The 20,736-nt window shown below is 74.1% G+C and carries 21 protein-coding genes; 7 read left to right on the top strand and 14 right to left on the bottom strand.

Annotated features, from left to right (window positions below; all coding sequences use genetic code 11):
* Nucleotides 1-48: 48 nt before the first annotated feature.
* Complete coding sequence (locus VM636_RS29065) at nt 49-1,554, top strand: MFS transporter (protein WP_338486071.1); 1,506 nt, start codon at nt 49-51, stop codon at nt 1,552-1,554.
* 345 nt (nt 1,555-1,899) lie between these two features.
* Here VM636_RS29065 and paaE read toward each other — a convergent pair whose 3' ends face one another.
* The 5 genes from paaE to paaA are packed head-to-tail and all read right to left on the bottom strand — an operon-like array spanning nt 1,900 to nt 5,607.
* Nucleotides 1,900-3,006, bottom strand: coding sequence for a 1,2-phenylacetyl-CoA epoxidase subunit PaaE (gene paaE / locus VM636_RS29060; protein ID WP_030419355.1), 1,107 nt, complete (start codon nt 3,004-3,006; stop codon nt 1,900-1,902).
* Nucleotides 3,006-3,512 (bottom strand): 1,2-phenylacetyl-CoA epoxidase subunit PaaD, encoded by a 507-nt coding sequence (gene paaD, locus VM636_RS29055; RefSeq protein WP_053914311.1) that lies wholly within the window; start codon nt 3,510-3,512, stop codon nt 3,006-3,008. The genes paaE and paaD overlap by 1 nt, the downstream gene beginning before the upstream one ends.
* Complete coding sequence (paaC, locus tag VM636_RS29050) at nt 3,506-4,333, bottom strand: 1,2-phenylacetyl-CoA epoxidase subunit PaaC (protein WP_030419353.1); 828 nt, start codon at nt 4,331-4,333, stop codon at nt 3,506-3,508. Before paaC ends, paaD begins: the two co-directional genes overlap by 7 nt.
* Nucleotides 4,334-4,342: 9 nt before the next feature.
* Complete coding sequence (gene paaB / locus VM636_RS29045; protein WP_030419352.1) at nt 4,343-4,636, bottom strand: 1,2-phenylacetyl-CoA epoxidase subunit PaaB; 294 nt, start codon at nt 4,634-4,636, stop codon at nt 4,343-4,345.
* Complete coding sequence (gene paaA, locus VM636_RS29040) at nt 4,633-5,607, bottom strand: 1,2-phenylacetyl-CoA epoxidase subunit PaaA (RefSeq protein ID WP_338486067.1); 975 nt, start codon at nt 5,605-5,607, stop codon at nt 4,633-4,635. The genes paaB and paaA overlap by 4 nt, the downstream gene beginning before the upstream one ends.
* 206 nt (nt 5,608-5,813) lie before the next feature.
* Here paaA and paaI point away from each other — a divergent pair, with 206 nt between their 5' ends.
* The 3 genes from paaI (at nt 5,814) to VM636_RS29025 (ending at nt 9,123) form a co-directional block, all read left to right on the top strand.
* Entirely contained in the window at nt 5,814-6,263 is a 450-nt protein-coding gene (gene paaI / locus VM636_RS29035) for a hydroxyphenylacetyl-CoA thioesterase PaaI (protein ID WP_338486065.1), read from the top strand.
* The gene (gene paaK / locus VM636_RS29030) at nt 6,260-7,606 is read left to right on the top strand and encodes a phenylacetate--CoA ligase PaaK (RefSeq protein ID WP_338486063.1); all 1,347 of its coding nucleotides are present in this window, start codon (nt 6,260-6,262) and stop codon (nt 7,604-7,606) included. The genes paaI and paaK overlap by 4 nt, the downstream gene beginning before the upstream one ends.
* Before the next feature lie 218 nt (nt 7,607-7,824).
* Complete coding sequence (locus tag VM636_RS29025; RefSeq protein ID WP_338486061.1) at nt 7,825-9,123, top strand: NAD(P)-binding domain-containing protein; 1,299 nt, start codon at nt 7,825-7,827, stop codon at nt 9,121-9,123.
* Nucleotides 9,124-9,211: 88 nt separating this feature from the next.
* On the opposite strand, the gene VM636_RS29020 is transcribed toward VM636_RS29025, so the two are convergent.
* From VM636_RS29020 to VM636_RS28995, 6 genes are all read right to left on the bottom strand, one after another.
* Entirely contained in the window at nt 9,212-10,336 is a 1,125-nt protein-coding gene (locus VM636_RS29020; RefSeq protein ID WP_037857696.1) for a tryptophan dimethylallyltransferase family protein, read from the bottom strand.
* 207 nt (nt 10,337-10,543) lie between these two features.
* Entirely contained in the window at nt 10,544-11,899 is a 1,356-nt protein-coding gene (locus VM636_RS29015; protein ID WP_030419346.1) for a cytochrome P450, read from the bottom strand.
* 17 nt (nt 11,900-11,916) lie between these two features.
* Entirely contained in the window at nt 11,917-12,510 is a 594-nt protein-coding gene (locus VM636_RS29010; protein ID WP_030419345.1) for an ATP/GTP-binding protein, read from the bottom strand.
* Nucleotides 12,485-12,862, bottom strand: a complete 378-nt coding sequence (locus VM636_RS29005) for a DUF742 domain-containing protein (protein WP_030419344.1) — start codon at nt 12,860-12,862, stop codon at nt 12,485-12,487. The genes VM636_RS29010 and VM636_RS29005 overlap by 26 nt, the downstream gene beginning before the upstream one ends.
* Nucleotides 12,859-13,260: a roadblock/LC7 domain-containing protein gene (locus VM636_RS29000; protein ID WP_030419343.1), complete on the bottom strand. Its 402-nt coding sequence runs from the start codon at nt 13,258-13,260 to the stop codon at nt 12,859-12,861. Before VM636_RS29000 ends, VM636_RS29005 begins: the two co-directional genes overlap by 4 nt.
* Entirely contained in the window at nt 13,257-14,429 is a 1,173-nt protein-coding gene (locus tag VM636_RS28995) for an ATP-binding protein (RefSeq protein ID WP_030419342.1), read from the bottom strand. Before VM636_RS28995 ends, VM636_RS29000 begins: the two co-directional genes overlap by 4 nt.
* Before the next feature lie 538 nt (nt 14,430-14,967).
* Here VM636_RS28995 and VM636_RS28990 point away from each other — a divergent pair.
* Nucleotides 14,968-16,377: a cytochrome P450 gene (locus tag VM636_RS28990; RefSeq protein ID WP_338486056.1), complete on the top strand. Its 1,410-nt coding sequence runs from the start codon at nt 14,968-14,970 to the stop codon at nt 16,375-16,377.
* Nucleotides 16,378-16,445: 68 nt separating this feature from the next.
* On the opposite strand, the gene VM636_RS28985 is transcribed toward VM636_RS28990, so the two are convergent.
* Nucleotides 16,446-17,474, bottom strand: coding sequence for a hypothetical protein (locus VM636_RS28985; protein ID WP_338486054.1), 1,029 nt, complete (start codon nt 17,472-17,474; stop codon nt 16,446-16,448).
* 162 nt (nt 17,475-17,636) lie between these two features.
* Complete coding sequence (locus VM636_RS28980; RefSeq protein ID WP_030419339.1) at nt 17,637-17,993, bottom strand: transglycosylase family protein; 357 nt, start codon at nt 17,991-17,993, stop codon at nt 17,637-17,639.
* 313 nt (nt 17,994-18,306) lie between these two features.
* Here VM636_RS28980 and VM636_RS28975 point away from each other — a divergent pair, with 313 nt between their 5' ends.
* Nucleotides 18,307-18,798 (top strand): DUF5949 family protein, encoded by a 492-nt coding sequence (locus VM636_RS28975; protein ID WP_030419338.1) that lies wholly within the window; start codon nt 18,307-18,309, stop codon nt 18,796-18,798.
* Nucleotides 18,799-18,843: 45 nt separating this feature from the next.
* Here VM636_RS28975 and VM636_RS28970 read toward each other — a convergent pair whose 3' ends face one another.
* Entirely contained in the window at nt 18,844-19,380 is a 537-nt protein-coding gene (locus tag VM636_RS28970) for an isochorismatase family cysteine hydrolase (protein WP_030419337.1), read from the bottom strand.
* Nucleotides 19,381-19,570: 190 nt separating this feature from the next.
* Between VM636_RS28970 and VM636_RS28965 the strand changes: the two genes are divergently transcribed.
* Entirely contained in the window at nt 19,571-20,629 is a 1,059-nt protein-coding gene (locus tag VM636_RS28965; protein ID WP_030419336.1) for a right-handed parallel beta-helix repeat-containing protein, read from the top strand.
* The last annotated feature ends 107 nt before the right edge of the window (nt 20,630-20,736 follow it).

Raw genomic sequence — 20,736 nt, 5'->3', positions numbered from 1 at the left:
TGTAACGCATCTTGCGTCGTTCTGCGTTACGTCCGTAGCGTCTCGCGGATGACCGGACGGATGACACGGCGGTACCCCCTGACCTCGTACCTGACGGGGGCGGTGGCGGCGCGGGCCGGGGACGAGATGTCGGGGCCCGCGCTGCTGCTGGCCGGCTTCGCGCTGTCCGGCTCGGCCGCCGAGGCGTCGTCGCTGCTGGCCGCCGTCACGGTCGCCGCGGCGGCCGGCGGGCCGGTGATCGGCGCGCTGCTGGACTCGGCGGCCCGGCCGGGCCGCCTGCTGGCCGCCGCGCTGCTGCTGTACGCGGCGGGGGTCACGGGGGTGCTGGCCGCCCTCGGCCGCCTCCCCTTCGCGCTGACGCTGCTGATCGCGGTGGTCACGGGGCTGCTCGGTCCCGCACTGTCGGGAGGCTGGACGGCGCAGCTCCCCCGGGTGGTGCCGGGCGGCCGGCTGCCGCGGGCGAACGCGCTGGACGCCATGTCCTTCGGGGTGGCCAGCCTGGCGGGTCCGGCGCTGGCGGGAACGGTGGCGGAGATCGCGGGCGCGTCGGCGGCGGTGGGGGTCTCGGCCGCGCTGATCGCCCTGGCGATGCCGGCGGCGTGGAGCCTGCCCCGGCGGGAGACAAGGGCGGGTGTGGGGGCCGAGGGGGGTGCGGCGCGGGGGCACGACACCGGCGGGGCGTCCGCCGGCGGTACCGCTGCGGCCGGGCCGCGTGCGTCCGGCGCCACCGCCCGGGAGCGCGCCGCCCGCCACGTGGCCGGCGGGGTGGGCGCGGTCCGCGACGTGGCCGGCCGGGTGGGCGCGGTCCGCGACGTGGCCGGCCGGGTGGGCGCGGTCCGCGACGTGGCCGGCCGTCTCACCGCCGGGATCCGGGTGGTGGCGCGCTCGCCCCTGCTGGGACGCGCCACGCTGACCTCGGTGATCTGCTGCGTGGCGCAGGGAGTGTTCACCGCCTGCGTGCCGCTGCTCGGGGAGCGCGCGTTCGGCTCGGCGGGGCGCGGCGCGCTGCTGTTCGCCTGCGCCGCGCTGTCCGCGCTGGTGGCCAACGCCCTGTTCGCGCGGTACGCGGACGCCGCGGCGCCGGACGGGATCGTGCGGGCCGGCGCCCTGGCGCAGGGGGCCGGGTTCGCCCTGGCGGCGTTGGCGGGCGGCGGGCCGACCGTGCTGGTGGCCGCCGCGGTCGTGGTCGGCGCCGGCGAGGGGCCGCAGCTCACGGCCCTGTTCGCGGTACGGCACCGGGAGGCTCCGGCGGAGCTGCGCGGACAGGTGTTCACGACCGGCGCCAGCCTGAAGATCACCGGCTTCGCGGCGGGGGCGGCGCTGGCCGGGCCGCTCGCCGCCCGGTCCCTGACGGCGGCCCTGACGGCGGCGGCCGCTCTGGCGGTCGCCTCGGTCCTGGCCCCGGCCCGGCTGCCGTCGGACGGCGCGGGGAGCGGGCCCGCCGGCACCGCGCCGGGCGACCCCGCGCCCCACGGCAGCGCTTCGGCCCGCCCGCCGTCGGACGGCACCCCGAAGGGGGCACCTGACAGGGCGGCATACCGTCAGGCACCGTGACAGGCGGCACCCCGCCTGTCAGCACCTCGGCGACGGGCACCCCGGCCACCGGCACCCGCCACCACCCGGGGCCCCCGCCGGCGGCGCGAGCCTCCGAGACTTCCGGAAGGAGCGCGGAAAGGGGCCGGCCCCGGGGAGCGGCGCCCAGCGTGTTGTCGCGCCGGCCTTCTCCCCGGCCTGGGCGCGCTCCCCCTCGGCCCCGCGGACCCGTCCGCTTCCGGACGCGGAGGGTCCGTGCGCCTGCTCTGCGGAGTCTGCCCGGGTGCGCCCGACCGCCTCGGCCCGGGGGTGCCGCGCCGGGGCGGTCCGAGGGCCCCTCCCCCACGGCTCGTGCCGGGGGAGCCGTCAGCCGTCGTAGTCCACCGTCAGCGTCTCGGTGACCGGGTACGACTGGCAGGTCAGCACGTACCCGGCGTCGACCTCGGCCGGTTCCAGGGCGAAGTTGCGGCGCATCTCGGCCTCGCCGCCGGTGACGAGGGCGCGGCAGGTGCCGCAGACGCCGCCCTTGCAGGCGAAGGGCAGGTCGGGGCGGGTGGCCTGGGCGCCGTCGAGGATGCTGCGGTCCCGGGGGAGGTCGGCGGTGGTGGAACGGCCGTCGAGGGTGAGGGTGACCCGGCTGACGGGTCCGGCGGGGCCGGCGTCCTCGTGGCGGATCTCGCGCACCGGTTCGTCCTCGGCGAAGAAGAGTTCGCGGTGGACGCGGTCGGCGCCGACGCCGAGGCCGGCCAGGACCCGCTGGGCGTCGGCGACCATGCCCTGCGGTCCGCACAGCCACCAGTGGTCGGCGCGGTCCACGTCGACGAGGGCGCCGATGAGGGCGGAGAGCCGCTCGGCGTCCAGCCGTCCGGAGAGCACCTCGGCCTCGCGGGGTTCGCGGGAGAGCACGTGGGCCAGTTGGAAGCGGGCCGGGTAGAGGTCCTTCAGGTCCGCCAGGTCCTCGGCGAACATGACGGTGTCGGTGCGCCGGTTGCCGTAGAAGAGGGTGACGGTGGAGCGGTCGTCGGCGGCGAGCGCCGACTCGGCTATGGAGAGCATCGGCGTGATGCCGGAGCCCGCGGCGACCAGCACGTGGTGGCCGGGGGTGGCGAGGTCGGGGGTGAAGCGGCCGGTGGGCGCCATCACCTCGACGGTGTCGCCGGGGCGCACCTCCTCGACCAGCCAGGAGGAGAACAGGCCGCCGGGCACGGCCCGTACGCCGATGCGGGGCGGAGTGCCGGCCGGTGAGCAGATCGAGTACGAGCGGCGCTCGTCGCGGCCGTCGATCTCGCGGCGCAGGGTGAGCGACTGGCCGGGCGCGAAGGCGAACTCCTCGGCCAGGTCCTCGGGTACGTCGAAGCTGACGGCCACCGCGTCCGCGCAGAGCCGCCGGACGGCGGCGACGCGCAGGCGGTGGAAGGCCGGCCGGCGGCGGGGACGCGCGGGCGCCTCCGAGGCGGGGGCGGTCGGGGCCATCAGATCTCCTTGACGTACTCGAACGGCTCGCGGCAGGACCGGCAGCGCCACAGCGCCTTGCAGGACGTGGCGGCGAAGCGGGAGGTCTCCTCGGTGTCCGCCGCCCCGCAGCGGGGGCAGGGCACGGTGCGGCGGGTGGGCGCGAGGACCAGCGGGACGGGGCCCCGGGGCGCGGCGCCGGGCGGGGCGATGCCGTGCTCGGTGAGCTTGCGGCGGCCGGACTCGGTGATCCAGTCGCTGGTCCACGGCGGGTCGAGGACCGTGCGGATCTCCACGCGCGGGTAGCCGGCCGCGCGCAGCCGGGCCGCGACGTCCGCCCGCATCTCGGCCATGGCGGGACAGCCGGAGTAGGTGGGGGTGAGGCTGGCGACCACGGTACCGTCCCCGGTGACGTCGACGTCGCGCAGGACGCCCAGGTCGGCCAGGGTGAGCATGGGCAGTTCGGGGTCGGGCACCTGCTCGGCGACGTGGCGGGCGCGGCGGACGTCGGGAGCGGCGGTCACCATGTCGCCTCCGGATGGGCCCGGGCCACGCTCTGCAGTTCGGCCAGGAGCGGGGCGAGGTGTTCGGTGTGGTCGCCGTCGCGGCCCGAGCCGGGCAGCGGCCGGCCGTCGGGCAGCGGGAGCCCGGCGGCCTCGGTGACCTGCCGGAGGACGGCGACGACCTCTTCGCGCACGTCGCAGGCGGTGAAGAGTTCGCCCAGGTAGGGGGCGACGCGGTCCAGGGCGGCGCGCATCCTGCGGTGGGACTCCGGGGTGCCGTCGCCGAGGCGGACCACCCACTCAGCGGCGTACTGGCGGTGGTACGTCAGTTCCTTGACGCCCTTGGCGGCGACGGCGGCCAGGACGGGGTCGGGGTGGGCGGTCAGGCGCCGGAAGTGCTCCAGCCGCCAGGCGGAGAGGACCAGCAGCCGGGCGACCGCGAACGCGAAGTCGTCGCGGGGCAGTTCGGCGAGGCGGACGTTGCGGAAGTCGGCGGGGTCGCGGAAGTAGGCGTAGGCGTCCTCGTCGCGGCCGGTGCCGTCGGTCTGTCCGGCGCGGGAGTAGAGCAGGCGGGCCTGGCCGAGGAGGTCGAGGCCGATGTTGGCGAGCGCGACCTCCTCCTCCAGCTCGGGGGCGCGGGTGATCCACTCGGCCAGCCGCTGGGCCAGCACCAGGGCGTCGTCGGCGAGGGCCACGCAGTCGGCGGCCAGGGCGGCGGCGTCGACACCCTCGGGCACGGTGGTGTCCACGCCGTGCAGGGGGTCCTCGAAGCCGGTGCCGTAGGCCCAGCGCGCGTCGTCCTCGTGTCCCTCGGCGAGGCTCATGTAGACGTGGTCGTCGCTCATGCCCTGCTCCTAGATGTGGGGGACGTCGCCGGGGATGTCGTAGAAGGTGGGGTGCCGGTAGACCTTGTCGGCGCTGGGCGCGAAGAAGGGGTCCTTCTCGTCGCGGGTGGAGGCGGCGATGTGCTCGGAACGCACCACCCAGATGCTGACGCCCTCGTTGCGCCGGGTGTAGAGGTCGCGGGCGTGGGTGAGGGCCATGGTGTCGTCGGCGGCGTGCAGGGAGCCGACGTGGACGTGGTTGAGGCCGCGCTTGCCGCGGACGAACACCTCGTACAGGGGCCAGCCGTGTTCTTCGGCGGTCATGCGGCCGTTTCCTTCCGTGCGCGGGCGGCCTGCCTGGCCGCGTGGGCGGTGGCGGCCTCGCGGACCCAGGCGCCGTCCTCGTGGGCGGAGCGCCGCCGGGCCATCCGCTCGGCGTTGCAGGGGCCGTCGCCCTTGATGACACGCATCAGCTCGTCCCAGTCGGGGGTGCCGAAGGCGTACCGGCCGGTCTCCTCGTCGCGGCGCAGGTCGGGGTCGGGCAGGGTGACGCCGAGCTTCTCGGCCTGCGGGACGGTCATGTCGACGAAGCGGCGGCGCAGTTCGTCGTTGCTGTGCCGTTTGATCTTCCAGGCCATGGACCGGGCGGAGTTGGGCGAGGCGTCGTCGGGCGGGCCGAACATCATCAGGGAGGGCCACCACCAGCGGTCGACCGCGTCCTGGACCATCGCGCGCTGGGCGTCGGTGCCGCGCATCATCGTCATCAGCAGTTCGTAGCCCTGGCGCTGGTGGAAGGACTCCTCCTTGCAGATGCGGACCATCGCGCGGGCGTAGGGCCCGTAGGAGCTGCGGCACAGGGGGACCTGGTTGCAGATCGCGGCGCCGTCCACGAGCCAGCCGATGACGCCGACGTCGGCGAAGGTGAGCGTCGGGTAGTTGAAGATCGACGAGTATTTCTGCCGGCCCTCGATCAGCCGCTGGGTCAGCTCGGCGCGGTCGGTGCCCAGCGTCTCGGCGGCGGAGTAGAGGTAGAGCCCGTGGCCGGCCTCGTCCTGGACCTTGGCGAGGAGGATCGCCTTGCGGCGCAGCGACGGGGCGCGGGTGATCCACTCGCCCTCGGGCTGCATGCCGATGATCTCCGAGTGCGCGTGCTGGGCGATCTGGCGCACGAGCGTCCCGCGGTACGCGTCGGGCATCCAGTCGCGCGGCTCGATCCGCTGGTCGTGCGCGATCGTCTCGTCGAAGCGCTCCTGGAGCCGCTCCGGGGACGGCGCCTCGGCGGATGGTGTCGTCATCGCTCCCCGCTTCCCAACCGACCATTCGTTCGGTCTCAGTGTGCCGTGTTTCGGGGCGTCCGGCAAGACCCGCGACCGCCGCCGGCCGCCCGGTAGGGGCCGGCGCTGATCGCGCCACCCACCCCTTGACAGGGGAAGTATGCGGCTGGATTACTGGGCGAGCCGAGAACGCACCGAATGGTCGGTCGGGACACGAGGTGGTGGAGATGGTGGCAGAGGCCACGGAGACTCCGGCGGAGACGATGTTCGCGGCGGACGAGGCGTCCCGCGGGCTGGGCATCGCGCTGCTGGAGCAGGGCGAGGGCACCGCCGTGCTGCGCATGACGGTGACCCCCTCGATGGTGAACGGACACGGGATCGCCCACGGCGGTTACGTCTTCCTGCTCGCGGACACCGCCTTCGCCTGCGCCTGCAACAGCCACGGCCCGGTCACCGTCGCGGCCGGCGCCGACATCGTCTTCACCGCGCCCGCGCACGAGGGCGACGTACTGGTGGCGCGCGCCGAGGAGCGCACCCGGTACGGCCGCAGCGGGGTCTGCGACGTGACGGTGCGGCGCGGCGACGAGGTGATCGCCGAGTTCCGCGGACGCAGTCGCGCCGTACGGGCGGCGGCGCCGCGCGACGGGGCGGAGACGACGGGCGGGGGAGCGCGATGAACGGCGAGCCGACGGTCACCACGGACCCCGCGCCCCGCCTCGGGCCGCCCCTGCCCGACGCGCTGCGGGACGACGCCGAGCGCCTGGCCCGCCCCGAACTGGAGGCGCTCCAGCTCGGCCGCCTGCGCGCGACGCTGCGGCACGCCTACGAGAACGTGGAGCTGTACCGGCGGAAGTTCGACGCGGCCGGCGTCGGCCCGGACGACTGCCGCACCCTGGCCGATCTGGCCCGCTTCCCCTTCACCACCAAGGACGACCTGCGGGACACCTACCCGTTCGGCATGTTCGCCGTCCCCATGTCCGAGGTGCGCCGTATCCACGCCTCCAGCGGCACCACCGGGCGTCCCACGGTCGTCGGGTACACCGAGAACGACCTGTCGATGTGGGCGGACCTGGTCGCCCGCTCCCTCCGCGCCGCCGGCGCACGCCCGGGACACAAGGTGCACGTCTCCTACGGCTACGGGCTGTTCACCGGCGGACTGGGCGCGCACTACGGCGCCGAGCGCGCCGGCTGCACGGTGATACCGGCCTCCGGCGGCATGACGGCCCGTCAGGTACAGATCATCGACGACTTCCGGCCCGAGATCATCATGGTCACCCCCTCGTACATGCTCACGCTGCTCGACGAGTTCGAGCGGCAGGGCATCGACCCGCGCGCCAGTTCGCTGGAGGTCGGCGTCTTCGGCGCCGAGCCGTGGACCGAGGAGATGCGCCGGGAGATCGAGGAGCGGGCCGGCATCCACGCCGTCGACATCTACGGACTCTCCGAGGTGATCGGCCCGGGGGTGGCGCAGGAGTGCGTGGAGACCAAGGACGGCCTGCACGTGTGGGAGGACCACTTCCTCCCGGAGGTGGTCGATCCGTTCACGGACGCCGTACGGCCCGACGGCGAGGAGGGCGAGCTGGTGTTCACCTCCCTGACCAAGGAGGCGCTGCCCGTCATCCGCTACCGCACCCGGGACCTGTCGACACTGCTGCCCGGGACCGCCCGGTCCGCCTTCCGCCGGATGCGGAAGGTCACCGGCCGCTGCGACGACATGATCATCCTGCGCGGGGTGAACGTCTTCCCCACCCAGATCGAGGAGGTCGTCCTCCGCACCCCCGGGGTGGCGCCGCACTTCCAGATCCTGCTGACCGAGCGCGGGCGCATGGACCACATGACGGTCCGGGTCGAGGCCCGCGCCGACGCCGGGCCCGGGGTGCGCGAGGCCGCCGCCGCGGCGATCGGACGGGGCGTCAAGGACGGTGCCGGGCTGAGCGTCGAGGTGGAGATCGTCGCCCCCGAGACGCTGGAGCGCTCGGTCGGCAAGATCCGGCGGGTCCGGGACCTGCGCCGCGCCTGACCGGCCCGGGGCCGCCGGCCGGTGCCCGCCGCCCCCGGGCTGGTTCCCGGGGCCGGTGGGCCTCCCGTCGCCGGCGGCGAAACCGGCGAGGCCCCTGGTGCCCGGGGGAAACGTGAGCACGAACACGCTCCCGTCCACGCCGTACTGGTGTGCGGTGAAGTCCGGCTGGGCAGTCACTGCGTGATCGGGGGAGAAAGTACCGTCCTTGGGGGAAACCCGTGCGTGTGTGTGTGATCGGTGCCGGTCTGTCGGGACTGGCGGTGGCTCGTTCCCTCAAGGAGCGGGGCATCGACTTCGTCTGCCTGGAGAGGTCCTCCGACGTCGGCGGCATCTGGCGCCGGCCCGGCGCCGGTGAACGGGGCCCGGGATACGAGACGCTGCACCTGAACACCGCGAAGCAGCTCACCGCCTACGACGGCTTCCCGATGCCGGAGGAGTACCCGCTGTACCCGCGGCACAGTCAGTTCGCCGCCTACCTGCGCTCCTTCGCCGAGTCGACGGGGGTGCTGGACCACGTCGAACTGCGCACCGAGGTGACCTCCGTCCGCCGGGAGGCCGACGGCACCTGGACCGTGGCCGGCCGTGACGCCTCCGGCGCGCCGGTCTCCCGGCGGTTCGAGCACGTCGTCGTCGCCTCCGGGCACCACGAGAAGCCCGCGCTGCCCGACCCCCTCCCGCCGGGCGCCGACTCGTTCACCGGAACGATTCTGCACTCGCTGGACTTCCACAGCGGCGCCGACTTCGCGGACCGGCACGTCGTCGTGGTCGGCCTCGGCGCCTCCGCGGTGGACATCGCGGCGGACCTCTCCCGGCACGCCCGGCAGACGGTCCTCTCGGTGCGCCGGGGACTGCACATCGTGCCCAAGCAGCTCTTCGGCAAGTCGGTCGACGAGATCGCCGAGGCGCCCTGGTGGAGCGAGATGACCCTCGCCGAGCAGCGCCGTTTCGTGGAGCAGGCCCTCTACGTCTCCCGGGGCCGCCTCGCGGACTACGGACTGCCCGAGCCCGACCACCCGGTCTTCTCCTCGGCCGTGACTCTCTCGGACGAGATCCTCAGCCGCATCCGGCACGGCGCCGTCACCCCGAAGCCCGCCATCGCCGCCTTCGAGGGCGAGGAGGTGGTCTTCACCGACGGCACCCGGGTGGCCGCGGACGCGGTCGTCCACTGCACCGGTTTCCGGCTGGACTTCCCCTTCCTGCCCGCCGGTTGCCCGGCGTCTTCGGAGGGCCCGGTGGAGTTGTACCGGCGCGTCGTCCCGCCCGGCGCCGAGGGCCTGTACTTCGTCGGCCTGGTGCGGCCGGTGGGCGCGATCACGCGTCTGGTGGAGGCCCAGGCCCGCTGGGTGGCGGGCCTCGTCGACGGCGAGGACGTGCTGCCCCCGGCCGACGAGATGCGCGCGGAGATCACCGCCTACCTCGGCGGGATCACCGAGCGGTACGGCCTGACGCAGGGCGCCTCGATCCAGGTCGACGTGGGCGCGTACCTCGCGGAGTTCCGTGAGGCGCTGAAGGTCTGAGCCCGCCTGGGCCGTCGGCGCCTCACCTCCCCCGACGGCGCGGGGGCCCCGGCGGACGTCCGCCGGGGCCCCCGCGCCGTCGGGCCGGCTACCGCACGGCGTTCACGTGGCGGGGCCGTGCCAGGGCCGGCGGGCGGACCGCGTACGCCTCCGAGGAGAGGTAGGCCGTCACCCGCGGCGCGCGGCCGTGCTGATGGGCCAGGGCCAGGTAGGCGATCAGTCCCACCCCGTCCTCCGGCCGCCGCCCGGTGACGGCGGACAGGGCGCGGGGCAGCACCGCGGTGTCCATGCCGTACCGGGCCAGCACGCGTCCGGCCCGCTCCAGCACCTCCCCGTCGTGCCGGGCGTAGTCCCGGACGGGGATGTGGAGGGTGAAGCCGCTGGGCCGCGCGGCGCCGGTCTCGGTGAAGGCGTGGCAGGTCAGTCCGGGCCGCCTGCTGAGCCGGGTCACCTCCCGGCCGCCGCCCGCCGCGGTGAGGAAGAAGTCCTCGACCGCCGCGGCGTCGGGTCCGGGGTCCATGCGGGACAGGCGTCCGGCCCGGCCCGCGGTCAGGTCGTCGTGCCGGGCGTAGACCTTCAGCCGGGGTTCCTCCCAGTCCCCGAGGTCCAGCGCGACGAACGGGTAGCCGTCGGCGCGCGCCAGCGAGGCGAAGGCCCGGCCGTGGCCGAGCCGTTCCATGGCCTCGCGCACGGTCCAGAAGGAACGTTTCACCCGCAGGGCCGCGGGATTGAGGTAGACCTTGACGCGGGGCACTCCGCCCGGCCTCAGCTCCAGGGCGCACCACAGCGCCAGGGGGCCCTGCGGAGAGGGTGGCAGGAAGAGGTCGCGGACGGCGTCGAGCGGGCCGGTGGAGAAGTTCCAGCGCCTGGCCATGGCCCGGATGGCGGCGAGCCCGATGCGGCCGTTGCGGTCCAGGCCGTCTGCGCCGCAGCCCGGTTCCAGCAGGACCCGCAGGGAGGGTGCCGTGCCCGGCTGGAGGGAGAGGGAGAACTCCACCGGGGTGTGGTCGTCGGACAGGAAGGTGCGGTCGGGGGGCGGCAGGTCGAGCGAGCGGGCGCCCACCGGGCCGAGGGCCTCGGTCAGGACGTCGGCGTAGGTCGCGGTGTCGGCCTCCGACAGGCCCGCGAGGGCCGCCAGTCTTCGCAGTTGTCCGGTGGTGTGCTCGGTGAGGGTGGCTGCGGGCAGATCGGCGCGGACGGGTGCGGCGGTCACCGGTCCACCCCTCGCCACGGGCACACAAAAAGGTACCCGCCCTTCCGGGCGGGTACCGGGGAGCTCACCGGGGGGAAAGCGGCGTTCGTGGGTATGTGGTCCACGACACCTCCTTTTGCTCGTAAGCAACTTGAATGCCGCGTTGCTCACTACCCCAGCCGTTGAACGTTTATGCGAAAACAGCCGGCGCGCAGGGTGTTGCGCATGTCACCGTGTGAGCCAGTTGAGGAACTGGCTCCACAGTCCGCTCCGTTCGCCGGGCCGGGGGGCCTCGGCGTGCGCACCGACGGCGGGCCCGGCGGTGCCCTGGGCGGCGGGCGGTCCGGAGGTCCGCTGGGGCCGCACCGGGGTGAAGCGGGCGGGCAGCGTGGCGAGGGCCCGGTGGAAGGGTCCCGGCCGCCAGGTCAGGCTGTCCTCGGGCACGGCGAGCCGCACGTCGGGGAGTTCGTTGAGCAGGTTCTCGATGGCGGTGACGGTGATGTGCCGGGCCGGCTCCTTGGACGGGCAGGCGTGCGGGCCCGCGCTCCAGGCCAGGTGGGCCCGGTTGCTGCCGGCCTGGCGGGACGCCTCCAGGGCGGGGCCGGTGTTGGCGGCGGCGAAGCTGACCAGGACCAGCTCGCCCTCCTCGAGCGGCTGCCCGGCGAGGTCGGTGTCGGCGGCCGGGTAGTGCGGGGCGTAGTTGGCCATGGGCGGGTTCTCCCACAGCGTGTCGTCCAGCGCCTCGTCGATCAGGCCGCCCTCGCGCGCGTAGCGTTCGTGCGTGAGCAGGCGGTGCAGGGTGTTGCCGATGAGGTTGCGCAGCGGCTCGGCGCCGGCGCCCAGCAGCAGGGCGAGCTGGTGCACCATCTCCTCGTCGCTCAGGCCGGCCTCGTGCCGCATCAGCCAGGAGGTGACGTCGTCGCCGGGCCGGGAGCGCTTGAGCGTCACCAGTTCGCCGACCGCCTGGAACAGCACCTCGGTGGCCTTGTCGGCGTTGATGCCGTCGAACATGCCGGAGATGCCGAAGAGGACGCGGTCGCCGATGTCGGCGGGGCAGCCGAAGAGTTCGTTGAAGACGAACAGCGGGAGCTGCTTGGCGTAGTCGCCGAGCAGGTCGGCCGAACCGCGGGCGCCGAACTGCGAGATGAGGTAGCCGGAGATCTGCTCGGTGCTCCGGCTCAGGCGCCGGGTGTCGACCCGGGCCATGCTGTCGGTGACCGCCTGGCGCAGCCGCAGGTGGTCGGCGCCGTCGGCGAACATGCAGTTGGGCCGGTAGGCGAGGAGCGGCGCGACCGGGTTGTCCGGTCCCACCTTGCCCTCGTTGAAGGCCCGCCAGCGCCGGGCGTCCTTGCGGAAGGAGCCGGAGTCCTGGAGCAGTTGGAGCGCCGCGGCGTAGTCGGTGACGAGGGTCGCCTCGACGCCGGGGGCGAGTTCGACGGGGGCGGTGGGGCCGTACTGGCGCAGGTAGGCGTAGTACGTCTGCGGGTCGGCGGCGAACTCCGGCCCGTACAGCGGCACGCGGCCGGACAGGCCGTGTGCCGGGCACCCGGGCGGGGGCGCCGAGGTGGTGTCGTGAGCGTCCATGTCGGGGGGCTCAGCTCCTAGCGGGTGTGGTCCAGAAGGTGGCGGACGAGCGTGGTCAGCGCGGCGGCGGACGACTTCTCGTCCCGCGCGTCGCAGGTGACGACCGGGGTGTCGTCGAGCAGGTCCAGCGCCTCGCGCAGCGCCGGCTCGTCGCGCAGCGGAGCGCCGTCGAAGTGGTTGACGGCGATGGCGTAGTCGAGCCCGTAGTGTTCGATGAGGTCGATCACGGGGAAGGAGTCCGCCAGCCGTTCCGGGTCGACCAGCACCAGGGCGCCGAGCGCGCCGCGGGCCATGTCCTCCCACATCTGCACGAAGCGCTGCTGTCCGGGGGTGCCGAAGAGGTAGAGCACGACGCGGTCGCTGATGGTCAGCCGGCCGAAGTCCATGGCGACCGTGGTGGTGGTCTTGCCCTGGACCCCCTTGAGGTCGTCGACCGCCTCGGCGGCCCGCGTCATCGTCTCCTCGGTGGACAGCGGCTCGATCTCGGAGATGGAGCCGATGAGCGTGGTCTTGCCCACCGCGAAATGGCCCACGACGAGGATCTTGACCGCGGTCTGGGTCTCCCCGCCGCGCACGTAGTCGCGCTCATCCAAATTTGGCGCGGAGACCATTGAGCACCTCCTCCAGAATCTCCTTGTCGGCGAGGCGCGCGCGGGCCACCGGCGGGCGGGTCACGAGGTAGCCGCCCTCCTTGAGGGAGGCCAGCAGGATGCGCACCACGCCGAGGGGCAGCCGGGCGTGCCCGGCGATCTCGGCCACCGAGAGGTAGCCGGCGGAGCAGAGTTCCAGCATGTTCTGCTCTTCGGGGGACAGCCGGTTCGGCCGCTGCGCGTGGTCGGCCGACGCCGTGACCAGGGTGATGAGCGAGAGCTGTTCCTCGTCGGGCAGCCCGCGGCCCTTGGTGATGACGTACGGACGTACTAATTCGGCGGATTCCGGCAGCCAGCCGTCGTGCCCCGTCATGAGCGGGCGCCGAGATTCTCGCGCGGCGGTGTGGTCAGCCGCTTGCCGAGCTGGCCGACGAGCTGCTGCATCCGGAAGGTGATGTCCGCCATGTCCACCTCCGGGGAGGCGGAGACGCCGAGGTAGGCGCCCTCGCCGGCGGAGATCAGGAAGACCCAGCCGCCGTCGAACTCGACCAGGGTCTGCCGCCAGGCGTGCTGGGGGTCCTCACAGAAGAAGCCCAGCGTGCGGCTGAGCGACTGCACCCCGCTCATGGCGGCGGCGACCCGGTCGGCGTCGTCCTTGTCGAAGTCCTTCGTCCGGGCCATCAGCAGCCCGTCCGCGGATATCAGGACCGCGTGCAGGGCCCCGGGAATCTCCAGGGCACTGTCGAGCATCCATGACAGATCGTCGTTCACGAGACTCCATGTCCTTCGCTGCTTGCACCAGGGTTACTGCTCGTCCGCTCCGCCTCCTCGGGCCGGCCGGTCCGGCCGGACTGCGTGCCCCGTTGGAAGGCCCCCATGACCCGTGCCTGTTCCGAGTCGCTGCGGGCGGCCGAGCGCGGTGCCGGCGCGCTGCCGGGCACGATCGCCATCGGCCGCTTGCGGCGCCGCCGGGGCAGGCCGTCGTCGGTCCGGGCGGGGGCGAGCGCGGCCTCGGGGCCGCCGTCGGGCGCGGTGCGGGCCGCGGCCAGGGTGGCCGGGGCGGGCGCCTGCTTCTCCGGCATGGCGGTGAGCAGGTCGTGCGGCAGCAGGACCACCGCGCGTACACCTCCGTACGGGGAGGAGGAGTCCACCGACACCTCGAAGCCGAACCGTTCGCACAGCAGGCCGATGACGGCGAAGCCGAACTGGGGCGGGTTGCCGAGCCCGGCCACGCCGGAGGCGCGCTCGCTGGCGAGCAGCTTGTCGGCGCGGACCCGCTCCTCGTCGCTCATGCCGACACCGGCGTCGTCGACGACCACGCAGATGCCCTTGGGCACGGTGCGGATGTTGATCTCGACGACGGTGTCCGGGCTGGAGTAGCTCGTGGCGTTGTCGAGGAGTTCCGCGAGGGCCAGGGCGACGGGTTCGACCGCGCGGCTGGTGATGCCGAAGTCGACCTGCGAGAGGATCTCCACCCGGCGGAAGTGCCGGATGCGGCCCTGTGCGCTGCGCACCACGTCGTAGACGGAGGCGGTGTCGCGCCGTCCCCCGAGCCAGCCGTCGCAGAGCACCGCGATGGACTGGGCCCGCCGGCCGAACTGCGAGTTGGTGTGGTCGATCTCCAGGAGGTCCTGGAGGAGGGCCGAGTCCCCGTACTTGGACTGCAGCCGGGAGAGCACGAGCTGCTGCTCGGCGGCGAGTCCCTGGAGGGTGCGCATGGCGGACTTCAGGACGGTCTTGGTCTCGTCCTCGGCCTGCTCCTGCGCCGCGCGCACGGACTTCCCGTAATCGTTCTCCAGTTCTGTGTAGTGGCTGGTGAGGCTCTGGATCTCCTGCCGCAGTGCCCGCGCCGTCCTGCGCTGCCGGTGGACCAGCACGGCGGTGGCGACGAAGGCGACGAGGAGGACCCAGAGCAATGGGTTCGCTGTGTATTCCGTCATAAGACTCTCTTCAGGCGACTGACGGCCGAGTTCCCGCTCCGTGCGGGCGGCCCGGCGGACGCCCGTTCCGGGGTGCTGTCCGGGCCGTCCCTGAAGTCGGGGATGCCGTTTTTCACCCATCCGTCCGCTCCGCAAACGCGGTGATCGTATCACCACATGATCAGGTAAATTTACGTCAAGAAGCGTAAAGCTGGGAGCGGTTGGGAACGATCAGTGTTCAACTTTGTTCACCATGCGGGGCCTCGACACCGGACTCTCCGATTCCGCTTCGTCGTGAGGGTGACGCCACTCCCCCACCACCCGCGGTGAACCGCCCACTCCGCCCGCGACGTCGCAGGTCACGGACGTGCACCATGGGCCCGCCCCGAAATCCGCCGCACGCCGCCCGGCACCGGAGCGGCCGCTTCCGCTCCGCCTTCTCCCCGTCACCTCCGGACCCCGCCGAGGTCCCTCGCCGCACCCCTCAGGCGCACCACCGGCGCACGTGGCGAACGCCACGCCACCGCACGGATTGAGCCACGCGCGCGCGAGGGAAGCCATGGAGCGCCCGAGATCGATCCGAAAGGTGACACCCCCCGTGACGCTCGTAGCGCCTCCCCCCATACCCAGGGCGGCGGGATCCCTCCCCGTCCTGGGTCACGCGATACAGCTCATGCGCGACAACCTCGGCTTCATCGCCTCCCTGCGCGCCCTCTACGGTCCCCTCGTCGAGATACGCCTTCAGCCCGGCACCCGCACCCTCGTCGTCCAGGACCCCGACCTCATCCGCACCATGCTGACCGACCTCGGACCGAGCCTCGACAAGGGCCGGTTCTTCGAGAAGATGGGCCAGGTGCTCGGCGACTCCGTGGTCACGGCCTCCGGCCGGCCCCACGTCCACCGCAGGCGACGGCTCCAGCCGGCCTTCGCCCGCGCCGAGATCGCCGGCTACGTCGCCGTCATGCGCCGCCGGGCCGACGCCGCCGTCGACCGCTGGCGCCCCGGCCGCCGGCTCGACGTGCACCGCGCGATGGTCGACCTCAGCCTCGACATGCTCGTCAGGACCGTCTTCTCCGGCAGCCTCGACGACGAGGCCTTCCGCCGGGTGCGGGAGAACCTGTCGACCGTGATGCGGGGGGTCGGCATCCGCGTCGTGCTCCCCGACTGGGCCGAACGGCTCCCCCTCCCCCACAACCGACGCTTCGAGGCGGCCCGCGCCGCCGTCCGCACCACCGTCACCCGGGCCGTCGCCGAGCTGGAGGCCACCGGCCACGACACCGGCGACATGCTCTCCCTCATGCTGCGCAGCCCCGACGAGGAGACCGGACTGCCGCTCACCGGGGACCAGATCGCCTCCGAGATCCTCACCCTCGCCGTCGCCGGCACCGAGACCACGGCCTCCGTGCTGTCCTGGGCGCTGTACGAACTCGCCCGCCACCCCGACGCCGAGGCCCGGCTCCTCGCCGAACTGCGACAGACCCTGGGAGAACGGCCGGTGGCCTTCGAGGACCTGCCCCGGCTGACGTACCTGCGACGGGTCGTCGACGAGGTGCTGCGGCTGCACCACACCGGGTGGCTCGTCACCCGCCGCACCGTCACCGAGACCTCCCTCGGCCCCTGGACCGTGCCCGCCGGCACCGAACTCGCCTACTGCCAGCACGCGTTGCACCGCGATCCGGCGCTCTTCCCGCACCCGCTGCGTTTCGACCCCGACCGCTGGCTCGACAGCGCCCAGCCCCCGCCCTCGCACGCCTTCCTGCCCTTCGGCGCGGGCAGGCACAAGTGCATCGGCGACCGGTTCGCCGTGACCGAGGTGATGACCGCCCTGGCCACCATCGTGCGCCGGGTACGCCTCGAACCGCCCCGGGGCCGGTCCGTACGCCCGGTCGCCCAGGCCACGGTGCGCCCGCGGTCACTGGTGATGACGGTGCGCCGCCGGGCTGCTCCGCCGGTGCGCCCGGCCGCGTAGGCCGTCGGACCGTCGCCGTCCCGGGTGCCCACCGGGACGGCGGGGCCGGCTCCGGCGGAGGACGCGGGTCACGGCGGAGGGAGACGGAGCACCCCGCGCTCGTCACGGATGTCCGTGAGCACCTTCAGGACGGAGGCGTGGCGGCCCTCGGTGTCCGAGGTGACGACGGCGGCGAGATCCCCGAGGCAGCGCTTGCCGTCGGCGGGCGGACGCGCGCAGAAGAGGACGTGCCCCCGCATCCGGTCGATCCGCCCCGGTTCGAGCCGCCAGACGCCCATGCCGGACCCGCCGGCCGCCACCGCGTCCGGGTGGGTGCGCCGCAGCCGGGGCAGGACCGAGGCGTCGATCTGCCGTGAGAACGCCTCCCGCTGCGCGAACGGCGCGACCAGCCGCAGCGTGGGCGTCCCGGCCTCCGCCCGGCCGCCGGCGCCGGGCGCGACCGGGTAGGCGGCCACGTGGTACGGCACGCCGGCGAGGGCGGCGAGCCGGGGCCGGTGGGTGAGGCGCAGGAGGGTCGGCCGGTCCCCCTTGGCGAAGGGCAGCCGGGCCGCGGTACCGGGGTCGGCGAAGGCGACGGACGCCCACCACGGGGTCTCGGCGTCCGGCCGGGCGGCGCGGGCGGTGGTCCAGCGTGCGACGCAGGCGCCGATCTCCGCGAGCACCTCGTCCAGGTTCCGGTTGGTCGGCGCCGCCTCCACCCAGGGCGTGGTGAGCGCCTGGTCCACGGCGATCACCGGGTGCCCGCACTCCTCGAACGCCTCCCGCATCAGCCGCAGGTGCTCCCCCTGGGACCGGCCCCGCAGGACCGCCTCGCGCAGCGCCTCCGCACAGGTCTCGCCGCCGTCGCACCGGTCCGCGTCCGCGTCGACGCGCAGGACGACGGCCGCGTCCGGGTCGTCGGAGAGCGAGAAGGTGATCTCCGACCCGGTCGTCTCGGGCACGAGGGTCCGCGCCCCGATGACCGTCAGCCTCCCGGGCAGGACCTGCTCGGCCACCTCCCGTGCCCGCCGCTCGTCGTCCCCGGTCCCGAGCACCCCGCACCCGGCCACCAACGCCCCGCCCAGCAGGACCGCCCACCCCGCGAGCCATCGCCCCATGTCCGCCCCTCCCCCGACGCGCACCGACACGGCCGACGATAGACACGCCGCCGCCGGACCGGATGAGTGCGCGTACTCAGGGGTGCCGAGTGCGGCGGCCCAGGGTCGGCCCCGGTACCGGGACGGGGCTCTCGTGGTCCGCCGGTCCCCGCGCGGCGCGGGTCAGGCGCAGCCCCAGGCCGACATGCCCTGGAGGCGGGCCAGGCGTTCGGCGACCGCGATCTGTTCGGCGCGGGTGGCGAGGTCGGCGCGCGGGGCGTAGGCGAGGCCCCCGGCGGCGATCCAGCTGGAGTGGGCGAACTGGAGGCCGCCGTAGTAGCCGTTGCCGGTGTTCGCCTTCCAGTTGCCGCTGGACTCGCAGGCGGCGATGGCGTCCCAGTCGGTGCCCGGCAGGCGGCCCGGCGCGGCGGCGTTCGCGGGGGCGGTCGCGGCCAGTGCCGCGGCGGCGGCCAGGGCGAGCGGCACGGCGCGGCGGGTGCGGCGGCTCGTGGCCGGCCCGAGAAGTCGTCTGTGGATCATATGAAGAGGGTTACCGCGGGGCGCGGCCCGTTCGGCGCCGAGCGGGCGCGGGTCACCGATCGGAGCACCGGGCGGGGCAGGGCGGCGGGCCGGGGCCGCCTTTCCAACCCCCGGCACGGTTCGCGTCGTTGACCGCCCCGCCCCGGCCGTTCGCCGGCGCGCGCGGCGTCCGCGTCCGCTCCATCGGCCGCCGACCGCCCGAGGGGCGCACCGCGCGCTCCGCGGGCCTCGTTCGTGTGAAGACCAGCGCGGGGTTCGTCCGGTCGGGTGAACGGGGCCGGTGCGGCTTCCGGGCCGCGGATACGGTTTCGCGGTGACCTCGATCTCCACCGATTCCCGCCCCCTGCGCACCGCCGACCTGGGCACCGTCGTCCTCATGTCCTGGAGCCGGGAGACCCCGGCCGGCGACGTCCCCTTCCTCCTCGCCTGCTCCCTCGGCGACGGGCCCGAGGGTCCGGAGGGCACGGCCGCCGCCGTCCGGCAGTTGCTCGCCCTCACCGGGCTCCCCGTCGGCGAGGGCGTCCTCGACGCCACCGTCCTGTCCGACCTGCCGGTGCGCCTGCTGGTGGTGCCCGGCGCCGCCTCCCTCACCATGCCGGGCGTCAACGCCCAGTTCGCGCCGCCCCCGGCCTGGCGGGCCGCGGCCGACGCCCGCGGGTACGCCTGCCTCGTCTTCGCCACCCGGGCCTGGCCCGGCGGGGAACCCGGGGACGCCGAGGCGGTGGCCGCCTTCGCCAACGACGAGCAGACCCTCGCCACGTCGGCCCAGGTGGTGCTCCCGGTGCGCACCCTGCGCGCCGGCTGACCCCCCGGCCCCGCCCGCCCCGCGACGCCGCGGCCTACCGTGCCCTCACGGCCACAGGTCGCGGCTTTCGCACACCTCGGCCCCCATGTTCCGCCGCATCATGCGCAGCGCGGCGTCCGCCAGGTCGGCGTGGATGTGGGCGACCGCGTCGCGGGGGACGACGACGTCCAGGTGGCGGATGTGCGCGTCGAGCGCCGAGTAGAGCACGCACTGCTCGGTGACCTGCCCGCACAGCACGAGGCGGTCGATGCCCTGCTCGTAGAGCAGGTACGTCAGCGGGGTCTCGTAGAAGACCGAGTGGCGGGCCTTGACGACGAAGAGCGAGGCGGCGTCGGGACGCAGCGGCTCGACGAGGCGGGCGTGCGGTCCGGACAGGGCGCGGTCGAGGATCTCGCCGTGGTGGGAGCGCCACTCGCCGAAGTTGTCGTTGACGTAGATCACCGTGACGCCCTGGCGGCGCGCCCGCCGCAGCAGGCCCGTCACCGCCGGCAGGACGGCTTCCACCGAGGGGATCAGGGCGTCGGCGTCCTCGTGGTCATAGGTGTTGATCATGTCGATGACGATCAGCGCGGTCTTGCCCATGGGGCGAGGATGCCATCCCCGCGGGCGCCCGGGCGGCCGCCGGGCCGGTGACCCGGGCGGGTGCCCTCCGGCGGCACAACGGCCCCTCGCCGGAGGCGTTTCGCGTGGTCGGCGGGGGTGCGGGGGGTGACACGCCGTCGGATGGCGCATCCCCGCCGGGACCGAATACGCCGGGCATACCGTGCGCGATATGAAGAAATGCCACGTTGTGTACCTGGCGTGTACCGCCGCCCTGGTCGGCACGGGGCTCGGTGCCGCTCCCTCCCAGGCCGTCCACGCCACCCATGTGGTCCGCCCGGGTCAGTCGATCCAGAAGGCCGTGGACGCCGCCCGACCCGGCGACACCGTCCTCGTCATGTCCGGCACCTACCGCGAGAGCGTCAAGGTCACCACCGACGGGCTGACCCTGCGCGGCACCGGACCGGGCACGGTGATCCGGCCGGGCGGCGAGAAGGCCCCCGACGACTGCGCCGAACGCGGCAACGGGATCTGTGTGACCGGTGCCAAGGACCGCCCGCTGCGGGACGTCACCGTCGCGGCGCTGACGGTCACCGGCTTCGGCGGCAGCGGCGTGTTCGCCATGGGCACCGACCGGCTCACCGTCCGGGACGTGACGGCGGAGAAGAACGGCGTGTGGGGCATCGCGCAGCAGCGTTCCGTGCGCGGCGTCCTGCGGGACAACACCGTCCGCGACAACGGCGACGCCGGCCTCTTCCTCGCCAACACCATCACCGCCGAGGAGGGCGCCGCCGACACCCGGGGCACCCTGGTCGAGCACAACACGGCCGAGGGCAACCGCATCGGCGTCACCGTCCGCCGGCTGCGCAACCTCAGCGTCACCGGCAACCACCTCACCGGCAACTGCGCCGGTCTCTTCGTCGTCGGCGACGAGAACACGCCCAGGGCCGGAGACCTGCTGGTCGGCGGGAACCGTGTGGTCGCCAACAACAAGTCCTGCCCGAAGACCGAGCGGCTGCCCGCCCTCCAGGGCTCCGGCATCGTCCTGACCGGCGCCGAGAAGACCCGGATCACCCGGAACCTGGTCGCGGACAACTCCGGTGACGCCCCCATGTCGGGCGGCATCGTCCTGTTCAAGAGCCTCGTCGGCGCCGCCGGCGAGCAGAACCGGATCGAGCGCAACACCCTGCGCGGCAACGCCCCCGCCGACCTCGTCGACACCGAGACCGACGCCGTCAACACCTTCGAGGGCAACTCCTGCGCGGCCTCCCGCCCCGCGGGCCTGTGCTGACCCGGCGACGGCCCGGACCCCACGACCGCCCGGCACCGGCCGGAACCCGGCCCCCCGCCGGCGACGGCCGGGCGCCGACGGCCTCGTCGTGACCGTCCGCGCCCGAT

The organism is Streptomyces sp. SCSIO 75703 (assembly GCF_036607905.1).
In the GTDB taxonomy this organism is placed as follows: domain Bacteria; phylum Actinomycetota; class Actinomycetes; order Streptomycetales; family Streptomycetaceae; genus Streptomyces.
The sequence above is the reverse complement of the archived record's forward strand: the minus strand, read 5'-3'. Positions and strand labels throughout refer to the sequence as shown.